The following is a 14,066-nucleotide window of genomic DNA, read 5'->3' on the forward strand; positions in this document are numbered from 1 at the left end:
AGGATACATCATGGAAAGAGATCTTCAAAAAGCTTATCTAGAGTCTTTGGAGCGCAAAGCTCATTCTGAAAAAACAACGGACACAAAATTGTGGGTTGTCGCTTCCGGTAAAGGCGGCGTTGGAAAGACTTTTGTATCTTCGAGTCTCGGCATGACTCTTTCTAAACTTGGTCACTCTGTTGTCATCGTTGACTTGGATCTGAGTGGTGCAAATATTCACACGTCTTTAGGACTTCCTCCTTCACACATGAACATCCGCCACTTCTTTGAGGGAGTAAAAACTCTTCAAGAGCTTGTGATTCCCACTCCATTCCCTCACCTTTCCTACGTTCAGGGTTTTTGGGATTCATGGACTCCGACTGATTTTTCTTACAATCAAGTTCATACTCTTTTGCCAGAAATCAAAAAACTTCGTGCTGATTATGTGATTGTGGATTTGGGCGCGGGCGCTTTGGAAGCTCACTTGGAACTTTTCAAGGCCGCTGATGAGAAATTCTTGATCACAACTCCAGAGCCGACAAGCATCGAAAAGACATATCGTTTTATCGAAGCTTTTGTTTGTCATTCGCTTCGTGAGAATTCAACTCCGGATGCTTATGGCAACATGATTTCTACTCTTCGCAATCATCGTCAAAGAACTTTGGAAAAACCTTTTTCATTCCGTTCATATTTGAAAGAGCAAACCGGAGTTCAATATGATTTCTTTGAAGCTCTTTCTTCAACGCCAGTTCGTTTGGTTGTGAATTCCATTCGCAGTCAGACTAACTCTGAATTAGGTTACTCAATTAAGAGTGTTTGTAACAAGTACTACGACTTAGGTATTGATTACCTCGGTGCCATCGATTACGACAATGCGGTGTGGCAGTCCATTCGCAGTCGCGAGCATGTCTTGGTCTCTCAGCCATTCACTCCGCTTGCGGGACAATTTTTGGCTACGTGCAAACAACTTATTGATCCAGAGGAGCTTCGCGCCGTAGTATAATAGCTACGATGGAAGCAACGTCTCGTTATAACTATTATGAAATTCTGGAACTCACAGCGAACGCACCTCAACACGAGGTGACGACCGCTTACGAGCGTGCCCGTGCGACTTACTCTGGAGAAAATCCTGCGATCTATACAATTTTCTCTGAACAGGAAGCTCGCCAGCTTTTAGTCTTAATCGAAGAAGCTTACCAAGTTCTTGGAAATAAAATTCTAAGAAACATTTATGATCAGCGCTTACTCAGTGGCCGCTCTTCTTTGAACGATTTGACTTACGAATCAATTCTTGAAGCCAGCAAACAAGTCTTTCCTGAACCAAAAGTTGAAAAGCCTGCAGCTGCTTATAAAAAAGATGAAGCGTTTGAAAAAGAAATCGCGTCCCGTGAAAATTGGGATGGTGCTTTCCTTAAAAAAGTGCGCGAGTACAAGCAGCTTTCTACTCAACGTCTGAGCGAAATCACGAAAATCAATTCTTACTACGTAACTGCTGTTGAAAACATGGATCCGGCGAACCTACCGGCGGTGGTTTTTGTAAGAGGCTATGTCGTGCAAATTGCAAAAGCCTTGGGTCTTGACGACAAAAAAGTCGCAGACTCTTACATGAAAAATTTCAAAGGTCTTGGAAAATAATAAATCTTCTCAAAAACTTTCAGTGACAGCCACTGCCGACATGCATGGACTTCGTCTTGATAAAGCTTTGGCTTTGATTGAGGAAGTCGGCACTCGCTCACGCGCAAGTCATTTGATTGAAACTTCGTCTGTTCTTCTGAATGGAAAAATCGCCAAGGCTTCAACTTCAGTGAAAGAAAATGATCTGATTGAAATTTCTTTACCTGAGCCCGTTCCAACAGAGCTTCAGCCTTATGATTTAAAGCTTGATGTGCTTTTTGAAGATGAAGATTTGATCGTCATCAATAAACCTGCGGGCCTTGTTGTTCATCCGGCGGCAGGACATGCGCATGATACTTTAGTGAATGCGTTGCTTGCTCACACCGATGATCTTTCCATGAAGTTTGGCGAAGAACGCCCCGGCATTGTTCACCGCCTGGATAAAGAAACCAGTGGTGTGATCGTTGTTGCAAAAAATGATAAAACTCACGAAGCACTGACGGCTCAGTTTAAAGAACGCAGCACTCATAGAATTTATTTTGCTGTTTGTATTGGAACTTCGCGAACTTTATCGGGAACCTTTAAAAGTTTTTTAGCTCGTCATCCTGTCGATCGCAAGCGCTATGCTTCTGTTCTTGGCGATGACCGTAGACCTTTGCAAGATCAAGAAGATCCACCTTTAACTGGCAAATGGGCTGTGACTCACTTTGAAGTTCTCAATCGCAAAAGCGGTCTAAGTTATTTGAAACTTAAACTTGAGACCGGACGCACTCATCAAATACGCGTGCATCTTTCAGAAAATGGTCTTCCCATTGCCGGAGATGCACTTTATGGGGCCGACAAAAAAATTAAAAATGTCGAGGCCAGAGTGATCCAGGAAGATATTCGGAGTTTACCACGCTTTTTGCTTCACGCGGCTGAATTGGCATTTACTCATCCCCGCACTCAAGAGAGAATGTCCTTTAAGAAGGATTGGCCGGAGGACATCCGCCAACTTCTAGATAAATGGGGACTGTAAAGATGAACTTAGAACAAACTCAATTTGGATATGAAATGCGTACGCCGCATATCACGGTCTTTATGGGCGGTGTTCAGTCTCAACTCCCTCAACTCACGCCTGCTTATCCCGATTACAAACTTGTTCGCGTAAAACAGATTCACTGTGATGCGGTTGTTGAAACCACAACTCCTGAACAAGATTATCAAGTCATTGCCGATGCGCACTTCACTCGCGAAAAAAATCTCGCACTGTGTGTGATCACGGCCGATTGCGTGCCTGTTTTTCTTTACGATCATCCAACTGGAATGATCGCCGGAATTCACGCTGGTTGGCGCGGAGTCGCTGCGCGAATCATTCCGAAAACAATTCAGAAACTTGTCAGCGAAGGGGCCGTTGCCAATCGTTTAAGTGTGATTATCGGACCACATATTCAAAAACAAAGTTTTGAAGTCGGCATTGATGTGCGCGATCAGATTCTTTCAAGCCTGGGGCCGTTAAGTCCCGCTGAAAGAAGTCTTTATGCAGAATCTATTTCACCGACGAAGGCTCTTGTAGATTTAAATCAAGTCGTTCGCACGCAGTTGCAACAAGAGGGCGTCGACCTTGATAATGTTTTTGCTTTGCACATTGATACCGTGACAGATCCGCTCTTTCATTCTCACCGTCGCGACAAAGAAAAAGCTGGAAGACAGATTAGTTTTATCTGCCGCACTTCATGATCTTGCCTCAAGAATTTTATTTTGATGATACGACCTCGGTAGCAAAAGCTTTGCTAGGAAAAGTATTGCATATCAAGTCCGGTAAAGAAGAACACAAAGCTCGCATCGTTGAAGTGGAAGCTTATCTGGGTGTTGAAGATCCCGCCTGTCACACTTTCGGAGATCGCAGAACCCAACGAACTAAGTCCATGTATTTAGACGGCGGACATTCTTACGTGTATTTGATTTACGGAATGTATCATTGCTTAAATTTCGTCACCCGAACGACAGAACACCCCGAAGCGGTTTTGATTCGCGCCGTTCAACCTTTTGAAGCCGATCACAACCCTAAGAAGAAAGACTTAAAAACCAACGGGCCCGGAAAGTTGTGCAAACACTACGGCATCACCAAAGAGCACGATGGTTTAAGACTCTGGAAAAAGAATTCCGAACTTTACGTCAGCGACGATGATTTCAATGTTTCATCAAAACAAATCGTCGCCTGCCCACGAATCGGCGTCGACTACGCCGGAGAAGCCGCAAAATGGCCTCTCCGCTTTTACCTCAAAGACAATCTCTTCGTTTCTAAAAAATAAACTGTCCGATATCAGTCCAGCATTCCCTTTATAATCCAATATAGTGCGTTTCCATCCAGGAATAGGATTCGCATTTTTATCTTATTTTACTTTGTAGCTACAAATGAGGTACACTTATGTCAGGTCTTCAGGGAAAACGCTGGTATTTCTTTGATTGGGACGAGGACAATATAATTCATCTTCTTAGGCATGGTGTCGAGTACTGGGAAGCTGAAGAATTGTTCTTTAATCCGTATGTCATCACTCCCAACAAAAAGAAACACGGACCTAAAAGATTCCGAATAGATGGAAAGACCGACGCTGGTAGATCTCTTCGGATTATTTTTCAAGATTTAGGAAGCTGCAAAGCGCGAATTATTACTGGATGGGATATATGAAAAAGATTAAGTCGAAAAACTATAAATACAATCCCAATGAGTGGGACGACTCTAAATCAGAAAAAGTAATTCCTGAGAGAAGAATTATCTCTGGAGTCTCTACAAGCATTCGCCTACCTAAAGAGATGATTACGAAACTAAAAAAAGTGGCGAAACAAAAAGGAGACGTCGGATATCAGACTCTTCTTAAAATTTGGATCGCCGAACGTTTGGACCAAGAACTTCGTGCGAAAAGATAGGTCGGACAAGACCTATCCTACTTGAAGTTGCATTCTTCTGGTGAGTACACCATCGGCATGTCATAGCTCATGCCTTCAAAATTAAACGAAAACGTCACTTGATAAGACTTGAACGTGTATTCGTAAACTTTGGTTTCGATCACTCGAGTAACAAGGCTATATCCTTTGATGTCCAAACCATTGATCTCTATCGCATCGCTTGAACCGCAGGAATACAAACCTGGTCCGAAGTTTTCACATTTGTCAGACTTAAAGCGAACTGTGAAAGTATCGCCGAGCTTTTTCATCAAGTTTGCTTTCTGCTGCAGATAAGCGAAATCCGACGCCAGCACCACACCTTGATGAATCGGCATTGTGTTCGCTCCAAAATGGTGAACAACTTTGAGTTCTGTCAGAGGTTCACTTTGAGAGCCGTTGGACTTTACATAAAACGTCGTACTGGGAAGCTCCGTCATGCATGTAAACTCAGGACCAACGTTTGATTTTGCGAATGAAAATCCTGGCAATAACATCGCGATCACAATAAAAAATCTCATCTTGAACCCCTCTGAAAGATTTTATCAGCTGCAATTTTCTTTATCAGTGATACCATTTATGGAAAGAACTGGAACGTTCTTTTTAGAAAGAGGCACGTTAAATAATGATACCGCAAGTCCAATACGGCGAACGATTCAATACCTTCTCTCACGCTCTAGGAGCATTTCTTACGCTTATTGGTTCCGTTCTTTTGCTTTATCTTGCGGCCTACAAACAAGATACATGGCGCCTTTTTTCTTTTAGTGTTTACGCGTTCACGACGGTCGGCCTTTATTGCATTTCCACGATTTATCATGGTTCTCACGGCCAAAAAAAAGACTTCTTCCGCAAACTTGATTACATCGGAATTTATCTGAAGATCGCCGGCAACTACACTCCGTATGCGATATTAGCATTGCGTGGAAAAACCGGTTGGGCTGTACTTGGAGTTGTTTGGACTCTCGCCGTTGTGGGAATTTTGTGGGAACTTGTTGTCGCTCCGAAAAATCGCAGCATGTCTTTAGCAATTTATGGAATTATGAGTGTCACGGTTCTTCCCGCACTCAAACAATTGATGGACGCTGTTCCTCCACTGGGATTTGCGATGATCATGGCGGGATTTACTTCTTATGCGATCGGCGTTTATTTCTTTTTCAACGATGAGAAAATCAAACACGGCCACGGCATGTGGCATCTTTGCGTAATGGGCGGAACCGCATTCCAGTACCTTTGCGTTCTGCTTTATCTCACTTAAATTTTTTGGAAATTCAGACCCTAGAAACTACAAAACCCGCATCTAGCGGGTTTTAAAATGGTGGCTTGAGACGGAATTGAACCGCCGACACAAGGATTTTCAGTCCTCTGCTCTACCAACTGAGCTACCAAGCCACGGAAATCAAGAGACCAAATGTGTATCTTTTGGCCCCTATGATGTCAACAATTAGGCTTTATCAAAGGCAGATTTTAAATCAGCGAGTAGATCATTCAGGTCTTCAACCCCTACAGAGAGGCGAATGAGCGAATCATCGATACCCAAAGCCTTGCGATTCTCCGGCGGAACGGAGGCGTGCGTCATAATTGCTGGGTGTTCGATCAAGCTTTCAACCCCTCCCAAGCTCTCGGCCAAAGAAAAAACATTCACATTTTCCAAGAACTTACGAGCCGATTCCAAGCCGCCCTTGATGTAGAACGTGATCATGCCGCCGAAACCATGCATTTGTTCTTTCGCCAAAGCATGCTGAGGATGACTTTCAAGACCCGGATACAGAACTTTTTCTACTTTCGGGTGAGACTCCAAGAATTTCGCAACAGCCATCGCGTTTTCTTGGTGGGCCTTCATACGAAGAGGCAAAGTTTTCAAACTTCTTAAGCACATGAATGAATCAAACGGACTTTGAGTCGCACCGATACCGTTGCTTAAGAACGCCATTCTTTCTGCAATATCTTCACGAGACGTCACCGCGATACCGCCAACCACGTCACTGTGACCGCCGATATATTTTGTAGCAGAGTGAACAACGATATCCGCACCCAATTCCAACGGTCTTTGGAAGTAAGGGCTCATGAATGTGTTATCCACAGCGACGATGATCCCTTTTGTTTTCGCAATCGCCGCGATTCTTTTGATATCGACAAGTTTCAAAGTCGGATTTGTCGGAGTTTCAAGCCATACCAGTTTCGTGTTTGGTTTTACGGCTTTCTCGAAGTTTTCTACTTTTGTTAGATCCACGAATGAAAATTCCATTCCATCGTGTTTCAAAATCTTATCGAACAAACGGAAAGTTCCACCGTACATGTCATCCATCGCGACAACATGATCACCCGCTTTAAGAAGATGAAGAACCGTTGTCGTCGCTGCACAACCTGAAGCGAATGCGAAACCATATTTTCCGCTCTCAAGACTTGCTAAGCAATTTTCATAAGCGCGACGAGTGGGATTGTGAGTGCGTGTATACTCCCAACCTTTGTGCACGCCTGGAGATTCTTGTACATAAGTCGAGGTCATATACACAGGAGTCATGATCGCTCCTGTTGTTGGATCAGGGGCTTGTCCCGCGTGAATAGCACGTGTTGAAAAACCTAGGTTCTCTGTTACTTTTTTCATCTCACACCTATTTTTTAGAAAGATTTTTTAAAGCATCTGCCGCTGAAATCACGCGGTTGAATGCATTTTTCGTGTCTTCAGCTTTCAAGAAGCCATTTTCGATCATCCACGTGTCGTTAAAGGCTTTGCTCAAATATTGACGACCACTGTCAGGGAAAATCACAACGATGTTCGATGGTTTTTCCATTTTTTCAGAAGCTTTGATCGCAGCCACAAGTGCTGTTGCGCTGGAAGGACCTACCAAAAGACCTTCTTCAGACACCAAACGACGAGTCATCGCAAACGCCTCAGGGTCACTCACGCGAATGAAACCATCGTAAATATCCAAGTGAACATTTCCAGGAAGCATGTCCTCCCCGATTCCTTCCACTTTATAAGATCCAGGAGGATCTACGATCTTCTTATGGTAATAAAGATCATACAAAATACTTCCGATCGGGTCCGCGCAGATCACTTTCACGTCTGATTTATGCTCTTTCAAATATTTTGCACAACCTGAAAGAGTTCCACCTGTGCCCGCACCACCGACAAGCATGTCGATCTTGCCATCCATTTGTTTCCAAATTTCTGGACCTGTCGTTTGATAATGACGGGTTGGGTTATCAGGATTGAAGAATTGGTTCACTAAGAACGCTCCCGGAGTTTCTTCAGCGATTCTTTTTGAGACAGAGTAGTGACTCATCGGATCTTCAGGTTCCACCATTGGCGTGATCACCACTTGAGCTCCGTAAGCGCGCAAGATCGCGCGTTTTTCTTCGCTCATTTTTTCTGGCATCACGAAAATACATTTGTAACCTTTAACCGCCGCTGCCAGCGCCAAACCCACACCCGTATTTCCAGAAGTGGCTTCGACAATAACGCCGCCCGGTTTTAGATCGCCTCTTTTTTCGGCCTCTTCAATCATCGCTACGGCCACGCGGTCTTTAATGCTGCCACCGGGGTTGAAGTACTCAACCTTCGCGAAAAATTTGTGCTTAGAGCCTTTTGTGACGTTGTGAAGAGCCACCATCGGAGTGTTTCCGATAGTATCCAAGATCGAATTATAGATTTGTGACATGATTTACTATCTTTCTAAGTCTTTTCTTCTGTTGGAAGGAAGAATAACTGAATTCATGGACTGCAAAACTGTATTCATTTGAGTCATCGGGTCCACAGAATAGGTCATACCAAGTTCGGTAGTAAGCTGCTTTACAAGCTGACGGCTGGGTTGATCTTTCATCAACTCATCCACCAATTTCGCAAGAGCGGCTTTCTTTTTATCGAGCTGTGCCATGGCTTATCCTCCAACAGGGCCACTCTATCACCCCCCTCCGAAAGAGTGAAAAAAATTTTTCAGCAGCGGTCCAAAAAGGAGCATCAAAAAGGCGGGAAATTGAAATAATAAGAGCGGGATCAGCATTATAAATGGCAGCTGTGCAATTTTATTTGTGATTTCCTCATGACAAGCCTCCACCATTTCTTCTTCTAGGCGCATTAAAACGCCGTGGATGGACTCACCGCGAAGTCCGCGCTCCAAAATTTGCAAAAGAGTGCGCCGATGCAGCGAAACCACAGCCTGCAAGCATTCGCGGGTGTCTTGTCCTTGCTGTAATAGCGCAAGCCAGCGAGTCACAACCGTTGCAAATTCGCCTTCTCCCTTTTTTATATATTGAAGAACACCTTGTTTGACGGACTGACCCTTTTCGATGGAGCGTTTTACGCACATTAAAAGCTCTAGTGGTGGCGCTATACGTTCCATTTCATCCTCCTACCCGCTAAAAATATCCACAAAAGACCGCCGCAAAATATTATGAAGGACATCAAAATAAGATTTCGGTGGTCTTTAAATCCGAATTGCACAATTACAAAAGTTAGAAGCGCGAGATAAAGCGCGGTGACAATTATCGCCTGCATTTTTATTTGCTGCGTGACTTGTCCAGACCTACGTCGAAAATCTTCGAGCATCTTATATTCTCTGCGAAGCGCGCGAACTTGTTCCACGCAACGAGTTTGCGAGCGATCAATTTCCAAAAGCTCTTCGCGGAAATCCTTGAGCAGAGCGGATTTCATGGCGATGACATTTTCCGACATCGCCAGCGATTCAAAAACTTCCATGAGTTGAAGTCGCACCCAACCGGTTTGGTTTTCGATCGCGGAGTGAAGAGAAAGGCGGAAAGATTTTCCCGTTTGCAGCCCCAAGATCACGCAATCGAGCAACGGAATGAGTGCGCTTCGCAGTCTTTTTAATAAGAAAAAACGCAAAATGTTTGGAAAAAACTTTAAAGTTATTAAAAGAATGCCGATGAAAAGCCAGCATGTGGTGGCAGAGGTGCTGCTGAACGTGATGAAGCAGATCAAAACAAGGTTTGAAATCGAAAGAAGACGAACTAACTGTTGAGAGAACGCAAAATCGCGGGCCATGGTTGAAAGAATTCGGTGAACGAGCGCATGTCCGAGCATCGAAATCGAAAAAACAATAAGCAAAGGGCACCTCCACGAACACGAATGCTCGCAAAAAATATGCAAGGTAAATTTTTTGTTGACGGCGCTGGTCGAATTGTGAAGACTTAAGGTAAGTAAAGTTTTTAAGTTAAGAAACAACAACAACGTTTGCATCCTAGGAGGAGCACATGGCAAAGAAAGCAGCAAAAAAAGCTACAAAAAAAGCAGCTAAGAAAACTACTAAGAAAGCCGCTAAGAAAACTACAAAAAAAGCTACTAAAAAAGCTTCTAAGAAGTAATTCTTACGGAACTAGTTTAGTTCTTAACGAAAACCCCAGAGGCAACTCTGGGGTTTTTTTATTTCCGAATACGTCTGAAAACCCGCACCAGTAGCGGATTCTACAGCGATAAGTATTTCACTGAACCGCCTCTATTTGATTTAAATTTTCACGCGAAAAATTTTGCTTCGTTGGTTGAATCCTGAATTGCGATGCAATTCAGGATTGTAAAGTATGGTGGGTTCTTTGCTGCTTTGGAGTTCTGGGAGTACTCTCCCAGAACTGCCGTTTGAGCCACAAATTTACGAATAAAAGAAAAGATAAAAACGAAAACGGAGTGCCGAAGGTTCCGTTTCAAACGAAGCCCTAGAAGTAGTAAATCGCTCCAACCGAACCATTTGGCAGAAGCATTGAGCGATTAATTTCATACATCGCCGTCAATTCGCCGAAAAAAGAAATGCCTGCGAAGTCACCAGAAAGCTGGTTGTACTGCAAACCGAGTGACGCATTCACAAAATCCGTGCCAAAACGGCCTTCTTTTTTCTCATTATCGCTCAAAACACGGTCCAGAATGTTGGATTTGCTAAGATCATCGCCTCTTCCGCGTGAATTATACCAGCGCGAGTAGCCGACAGACGTGTATGGAGCTAAATAATCGCCATCGAACGCATGTTTCCATGCAAGTTGAAACGAATTATATCCGGGCCCTGTTCCGAATCCCGCAAGAACTCCATCCGCGTCTTCAAAATTAAGCTCCATATTAAATCCGACAACACCAAGTGTTCCGCCGACCGCCATGCCCGCGCCGACTTTGCGATCCGCGCGCATTTTCAATGTCGAAGGATAAGAAAAGCTGTTTGTGCCGGAATAATACGTGTTCGTTGCACCTGGAATTGAATGAAGATCGACGTTTTTATTTGTCGAAGCCGGTGCGGGCACCGTCATCGCGGAATCTCCGCCACCCTCTTCAACCACAATCGCACCTTGATGCGGAAGATTATCAGGGTCCACGGCTTGTTGGTTTTGATTGCGCATGTTGCGGCTGTATTCCACTTCGATAGAGCGGGATTTAGCTTTGATCGTGTTGGGATCAGACCCCAGGTTCAAGGTTGCAGCATTCGCTTGCATCGCAAGGAAAAGAACAGCTCCCCCGAAACACACTGAAAGTTTAAACATAGGACCTCCCTTTTACGGAGATCTAAAAAATGCGGGCCTTTACGCCTTCTTCTTGGAAGAACTTTTTAAGTGCGGGACCATCAAGAGGTTCCAATCTAAAAAGGAGCTTATGAACGAGGTCATAAGTTTCTTCCGCTTTCTTAGATCTCAAGTTGTTCGTCATATATGCCATGTCATCGCTGATTTTGACCGCATTATCAAGCAATCTAGCCACTTCACGATTTTTTGTCGTTTTATCTAAAAGTGCCAGAGTTTTATTGAAGTTTGTCGTGAGTCGATCCAACTGTTGGATCATATTTGTCACAGAGCCTTCGTTTTTCTCCACCAAATCGATAATTTTTCCGGCCAAACCATAACTTTGCGAGATCAATTGATCAATTCTTGGAGGATCTTCACCGCGAACGTAATCTCCGGCAGAAAATTCAGAAGCTTCTGCTGTTCCCGGAGAGATTTCCAGAAACTTTTCCCCAATCACACCGGCTAAGTTGATGAAGAATTTGGAATCTTTACGGACGCTGGTCCAGGCTTTTTTATCAATCGTGATCGTAAGACGCAATTTTACTTCTTCACCATTCGCCATTTTATAAGACGGGTCAAAAGTGATCGCTTTTACTTTGCCCACTTTAATTCCCATCACACGAACAGGCGAACCTTCTTCAATGCCGCCGGCATAGTTGTACATAACGTTGAGTTCTTTTGCGCTGGAGAATGGAGAAATGAAACCCATAAAGTAAGCAAACACCACAATCAGTGCCACCGAGACAAGAGCCAGCAAACCCACCTTGGTTTCAACCTTCATACAACGTCCTTCTGACCGGTCACGCCGGATTAGTAAAGATAGCTAAAAGTATAAGATAAAATAAAATCAATCACAATAATTGCAATCGAAGCCACGACCACAGTGTTAGTTGTCGCACGTCCCACACCCTCTGCGCCCGATTCGCAACGAAATCCATAGTAACAAGCCACGAGAGGAATCACTCCTCCAAAACAGGCACCTTTAATGGTCGCAAAAATAATATCTTTGAACTGCACAAAGCGGTGCATGGAAGTTAAAAACATCGAAGGAGTGTATCCCAAGTAGGATTGACTCACGGCCATTGCAGCGAAAATGCACGTCATGTTCGCAATCACTGTGAGCATCATGCCACCGAGTACGCAGGCCAGAAATCTTGGGACAACAAGGTAATTCACAGGATCAATACCAAGCATTTTTAGTGCATCGACTTGTTCTGTGATTTGCATTGTTCCAACTTCGGAAGCATAACCTGCGCCCACCCGTGAGGTAAGGAGCAACGCTGTTACGACCGCACCCAGTTCTCTTAAGATAAGCAATGCCGCAAACCCCGGAACCATGGAATCGTTTTGAATCACAAGTTTCATGTGAAATGACGACTCAAGAATTGTTACCACGGCCGCAAAGGAAACGCAGAAAACAATGATAACTAAGCTTTTATTCGCAACAAAGTGAAGCTGCTGAAAGAACTCTTTTCTGCGAAAGGGAGGCATAAAAAGACCGGTCAAAGTTTCTGCGATAAGAGCAATCATGAGCGATATCCTCTTACCATTGTCAGAATAATTTCACCGATAAAGCTTGTGAGCCAATCCATCACCACAATACAAATCATCGTTGCAACGGCTGTAGAGACAACAGAGCGGCCCACACCTTTAGCTCCGCCGGATGTTGTAAAACCTTTGTAAGTGCAAATTGTCGCAAGCACGACAGCAAACGCAAAACATTTAATAAGACCATTTAAAATTGAAACCGGGCTTACGATCAATGGCACATGGCGGAGATATTCTTCGAAATTAACTCCCGCAAAGGCTTGTCCCATCAACATTCCGCCGAAGACGGACATAATAAGTCCTGCCCCGAGCAGGAAAAAACTTGAAATGATAATGCCGATAAATCTTGGAACAATGATTTCTTGAAGAGGATCGGCCCCCAAGCAGCGGACAGCGTCGATTTGTTCCGTAACCCGCATTGTTCCTAGTTCTGCTGAGGTAAATGCACCGACTTTTCCGCTAAGCATGAAGGCAATTAAAAGAGGACCTACTTCGCGAAAGGTTCCACTCGTGGCAAGGCCACCTAAGTAACCAAGAGCACCGAACTCTTTCATCTGCATCGCAAACTGCACGGTCATGATGGCACCCACAAAAAAACCCGCCATTGCCGTGTTTGCAAAACTGTCGGCCGTGACTTTCCAAATCTGCTCGAAGACCTCGTGCGATTTGATCTTCTTCACAAACATTGTTCTCAGGATTTTTTGCAGAAAAAGGAGAGCACCCCCGATTTCATCTAAAATAGATATGAAAACGGTCATGCGCTTAAAACCTCTGCTAAGAAATCTTTCACCAAAGGATGTTCCGAGCGTTTAAGTTCCTCTGGTGTTCCCAGCGCAACTATTTGTCCTTTATCAAGAACAACGATGCGATCAGCAATGGAAAGCGCACAATTCATATCGTGACTGACCACCATGGATGTTGTTTTAAGCTCTCGGGAAAGATCATAGATTAATTGATTCACAGCGGTTGTCGTAACCGGATCCAGACCTGTGGTGGGTTCATCGAACAAAAGTATTTTTGGTTCCAAAGCCACCGTGCGCGCAAGGCTCACACGCTTTTGCATTCCGTAAGAAATTTGTGCCGGTTTTTTTTGTTCAATGCCAGTAAGGTGCACAAGCTTTAAAGCCTTTGTGACTTTTTCGCGAATGGTCTCCTCGTCCAATTGATAATGGCGACGAAGTCCGAAGGCTACATTCTCGTAGACTGTGAGAGAGTCAAAAAGAGCCGGATGCTGAAACACCATTCCGCATTTTTTGCGGATCGGAAGATATTGTTCTTCGCTGAATTTTGAAACCTCTTCGCCGTCGATCCAGATTTCTCCTTCATCAGGAGTCATCAGGCCCACAAGATTTTTTAGAAGAACGGATTTACCTGTCCCGGATGTCCCCAAGATGAAAATGATCTCGCCCTCATGGATTTTTAGACTTAATCCATTAAGAACTGTTCTTGTGCCAAATCTCTTAACGAGGTTCCTAAATTCAATCACCTAGTTATGTTAGATG

19 protein-coding genes and 1 tRNA gene are annotated in these 14,066 nt (G+C 44.1%); 8 read left to right on the forward strand and 12 right to left on the reverse strand.

Annotation, left to right across the window (positions count from 1 at the left end; genetic code table 11):
• The first annotated feature begins 10 nt into the window (after positions 1-10).
• The 7 genes from ACLSSO_RS18195 (at position 11) to ACLSSO_RS18225 (ending at position 4,503) form a co-directional block, all read left to right on the forward strand.
• Positions 11-982, forward strand: a complete 972-nt coding sequence (locus ACLSSO_RS18195; RefSeq protein ID WP_295901044.1) for a P-loop NTPase — start codon at positions 11-13, stop codon at positions 980-982.
• An 8-nt stretch (positions 983-990) separates the two neighbouring features.
• Positions 991-1,614, forward strand: coding sequence for a helix-turn-helix domain-containing protein (locus tag ACLSSO_RS18200; protein ID WP_413943664.1), 624 nt, complete (start codon positions 991-993; stop codon positions 1,612-1,614).
• Complete coding sequence (locus ACLSSO_RS18205; RefSeq protein WP_413943665.1) at positions 1,604-2,611, forward strand: RluA family pseudouridine synthase; 1,008 nt, start codon at positions 1,604-1,606, stop codon at positions 2,609-2,611. Before ACLSSO_RS18200 ends, ACLSSO_RS18205 begins: the two co-directional genes overlap by 11 nt.
• 2 nt (positions 2,612-2,613) lie before the next feature.
• Positions 2,614-3,312, forward strand: coding sequence for a peptidoglycan editing factor PgeF (gene pgeF / locus ACLSSO_RS18210; protein WP_413943666.1), 699 nt, complete (start codon positions 2,614-2,616; stop codon positions 3,310-3,312).
• Complete coding sequence (locus tag ACLSSO_RS18215; RefSeq protein WP_413943667.1) at positions 3,309-3,887, forward strand: DNA-3-methyladenine glycosylase; 579 nt, start codon at positions 3,309-3,311, stop codon at positions 3,885-3,887. The genes pgeF and ACLSSO_RS18215 overlap by 4 nt, the downstream gene beginning before the upstream one ends.
• Before the next feature lie 116 nt (positions 3,888-4,003).
• Positions 4,004-4,264 carry a hypothetical protein gene (locus tag ACLSSO_RS18220; protein WP_413943668.1) on the forward strand — a complete coding sequence of 87 codons (261 nt, stop codon included), beginning with the start codon at positions 4,004-4,006 and terminating at the stop codon, positions 4,262-4,264.
• Complete coding sequence (locus tag ACLSSO_RS18225) at positions 4,261-4,503, forward strand: CopG family antitoxin (protein WP_295901035.1); 243 nt, start codon at positions 4,261-4,263, stop codon at positions 4,501-4,503. Before ACLSSO_RS18220 ends, ACLSSO_RS18225 begins: the two co-directional genes overlap by 4 nt.
• Before the next feature lie 17 nt (positions 4,504-4,520).
• Here the strand turns inward: ACLSSO_RS18225 and ACLSSO_RS18230 are convergent, their stop codons facing one another.
• Complete coding sequence (locus ACLSSO_RS18230) at positions 4,521-5,039, reverse strand: hypothetical protein (protein WP_413943669.1); 519 nt, start codon at positions 5,037-5,039, stop codon at positions 4,521-4,523.
• Between the two features lie 104 nt (positions 5,040-5,143).
• Between ACLSSO_RS18230 and trhA the strand changes: the two genes are divergently transcribed.
• Entirely contained in the window at positions 5,144-5,773 is a 630-nt protein-coding gene (gene trhA / locus ACLSSO_RS18235; RefSeq protein ID WP_413943670.1) for a PAQR family membrane homeostasis protein TrhA, read from the forward strand.
• Positions 5,774-5,831: 58 nt separating this feature from the next.
• Here trhA and ACLSSO_RS18240 read toward each other — a convergent pair.
• The 11 genes from ACLSSO_RS18240 to ACLSSO_RS18290 all read right to left on the reverse strand — a co-directional run bounded on the left by ACLSSO_RS18240 (position 5,832) and on the right by ACLSSO_RS18290 (position 14,050).
• Positions 5,832-5,907: transfer RNA gene (locus ACLSSO_RS18240), tRNA-Phe, on the reverse strand.
• Positions 5,908-5,959: 52 nt separating this feature from the next.
• Complete coding sequence (locus tag ACLSSO_RS18245) at positions 5,960-7,123, reverse strand: cystathionine gamma-synthase (RefSeq protein WP_295901030.1); 1,164 nt, start codon at positions 7,121-7,123, stop codon at positions 5,960-5,962.
• Positions 7,124-7,130: 7 nt separating this feature from the next.
• Positions 7,131-8,180, reverse strand: coding sequence for a PLP-dependent cysteine synthase family protein (locus tag ACLSSO_RS18250; protein ID WP_295901028.1), 1,050 nt, complete (start codon positions 8,178-8,180; stop codon positions 7,131-7,133).
• Positions 8,181-8,186: 6 nt separating this feature from the next.
• On the reverse strand, positions 8,187-8,396 hold the full coding sequence (locus tag ACLSSO_RS18255; RefSeq protein ID WP_295901026.1) for a hypothetical protein: 210 nt from the start codon (positions 8,394-8,396) through the stop codon (positions 8,187-8,189).
• A 27-nt stretch (positions 8,397-8,423) separates the two neighbouring features.
• Positions 8,424-8,861: a type II secretion system F family protein gene (locus ACLSSO_RS18260; RefSeq protein ID WP_295901025.1), complete on the reverse strand. Its 438-nt coding sequence runs from the start codon at positions 8,859-8,861 to the stop codon at positions 8,424-8,426.
• Entirely contained in the window at positions 8,849-9,586 is a 738-nt protein-coding gene (locus tag ACLSSO_RS18265; protein WP_295901024.1) for a hypothetical protein, read from the reverse strand. The genes ACLSSO_RS18260 and ACLSSO_RS18265 overlap by 13 nt, the downstream gene beginning before the upstream one ends.
• 602 nt (positions 9,587-10,188) lie before the next feature.
• A complete protein-coding gene (locus ACLSSO_RS18270; protein WP_295901023.1) occupies positions 10,189-10,998 on the reverse strand; it encodes a hypothetical protein in 810 nt (269 codons plus the stop codon).
• A 22-nt stretch (positions 10,999-11,020) separates the two neighbouring features.
• Entirely contained in the window at positions 11,021-11,797 is a 777-nt protein-coding gene (locus ACLSSO_RS18275; RefSeq protein WP_413943671.1) for an MlaD family protein, read from the reverse strand.
• A gap of 29 nt (positions 11,798-11,826) precedes the next feature.
• On the reverse strand, positions 11,827-12,546 hold the full coding sequence (locus ACLSSO_RS18280; protein ID WP_295901020.1) for an MlaE family ABC transporter permease: 720 nt from the start codon (positions 12,544-12,546) through the stop codon (positions 11,827-11,829).
• On the reverse strand, positions 12,543-13,250 hold the full coding sequence (locus ACLSSO_RS18285) for an ABC transporter permease (RefSeq protein WP_413944834.1): 708 nt from the start codon (positions 13,248-13,250) through the stop codon (positions 12,543-12,545). The genes ACLSSO_RS18280 and ACLSSO_RS18285 overlap by 4 nt, the downstream gene beginning before the upstream one ends.
• Before the next feature lie 68 nt (positions 13,251-13,318).
• Positions 13,319-14,050, reverse strand: a complete 732-nt coding sequence (locus ACLSSO_RS18290) for an ABC transporter ATP-binding protein (RefSeq protein WP_413943672.1) — start codon at positions 14,048-14,050, stop codon at positions 13,319-13,321.
• Between the last annotated feature and the right edge of the window lie 16 nt (positions 14,051-14,066).

The organism is Bdellovibrio sp. HCB-162 (assembly GCF_047344985.1).
Taxonomy (GTDB): Bacteria; Bdellovibrionota; Bdellovibrionia; order Bdellovibrionales; family Bdellovibrionaceae; genus Bdellovibrio.

Excerpts from the sequence above, each read along its gene's own strand:
- ACLSSO_RS18195 (WP_295901044.1), top strand. The coding sequence starts at position 11 with ATGGAAAGAGATCTTCAAAAAGCTTATCTAGAGTCTTTGGAGCGCAAA.
- ACLSSO_RS18200 (WP_413943664.1), top strand. The coding sequence starts at position 991 with ATGGAAGCAACGTCTCGTTATAACTATTATGAAATTCTGGAACTCACA.
- pgeF (WP_413943666.1), top strand. The coding sequence starts at position 2,614 with ATGAACTTAGAACAAACTCAATTTGGATATGAAATGCGTACGCCGCAT.
- ACLSSO_RS18215 (WP_413943667.1), top strand. The coding sequence starts at position 3,309 with ATGATCTTGCCTCAAGAATTTTATTTTGATGATACGACCTCGGTAGCA.
- ACLSSO_RS18220 (WP_413943668.1), top strand. The coding sequence starts at position 4,004 with ATGTCAGGTCTTCAGGGAAAACGCTGGTATTTCTTTGATTGGGACGAG.
- ACLSSO_RS18225 (WP_295901035.1), top strand. The coding sequence starts at position 4,261 with ATGAAAAAGATTAAGTCGAAAAACTATAAATACAATCCCAATGAGTGG.
- ACLSSO_RS18230 (WP_413943669.1), bottom strand. The coding sequence starts at position 5,039 with ATGAGATTTTTTATTGTGATCGCGATGTTATTGCCAGGATTTTCATTC.
- trhA (WP_413943670.1), top strand. The coding sequence starts at position 5,144 with ATGATACCGCAAGTCCAATACGGCGAACGATTCAATACCTTCTCTCAC.
- ACLSSO_RS18245 (WP_295901030.1), bottom strand. The coding sequence starts at position 7,123 with ATGAAAAAAGTAACAGAGAACCTAGGTTTTTCAACACGTGCTATTCAC.
- ACLSSO_RS18250 (WP_295901028.1), bottom strand. The coding sequence starts at position 8,180 with ATGTCACAAATCTATAATTCGATCTTGGATACTATCGGAAACACTCCG.
- ACLSSO_RS18255 (WP_295901026.1), bottom strand. The coding sequence starts at position 8,396 with ATGGCACAGCTCGATAAAAAGAAAGCCGCTCTTGCGAAATTGGTGGAT.
- ACLSSO_RS18260 (WP_295901025.1), bottom strand. The coding sequence starts at position 8,861 with ATGGAACGTATAGCGCCACCACTAGAGCTTTTAATGTGCGTAAAACGC.
- ACLSSO_RS18270 (WP_295901023.1), bottom strand. The coding sequence starts at position 10,998 with ATGTTTAAACTTTCAGTGTGTTTCGGGGGAGCTGTTCTTTTCCTTGCG.
- ACLSSO_RS18275 (WP_413943671.1), bottom strand. The coding sequence starts at position 11,797 with ATGAAGGTTGAAACCAAGGTGGGTTTGCTGGCTCTTGTCTCGGTGGCA.
- ACLSSO_RS18280 (WP_295901020.1), bottom strand. The coding sequence starts at position 12,546 with ATGATTGCTCTTATCGCAGAAACTTTGACCGGTCTTTTTATGCCTCCC.
- ACLSSO_RS18285 (WP_413944834.1), bottom strand. The coding sequence starts at position 13,250 with ATGTTTGTGAAGAAGATCAAATCGCACGAGGTCTTCGAGCAGATTTGG.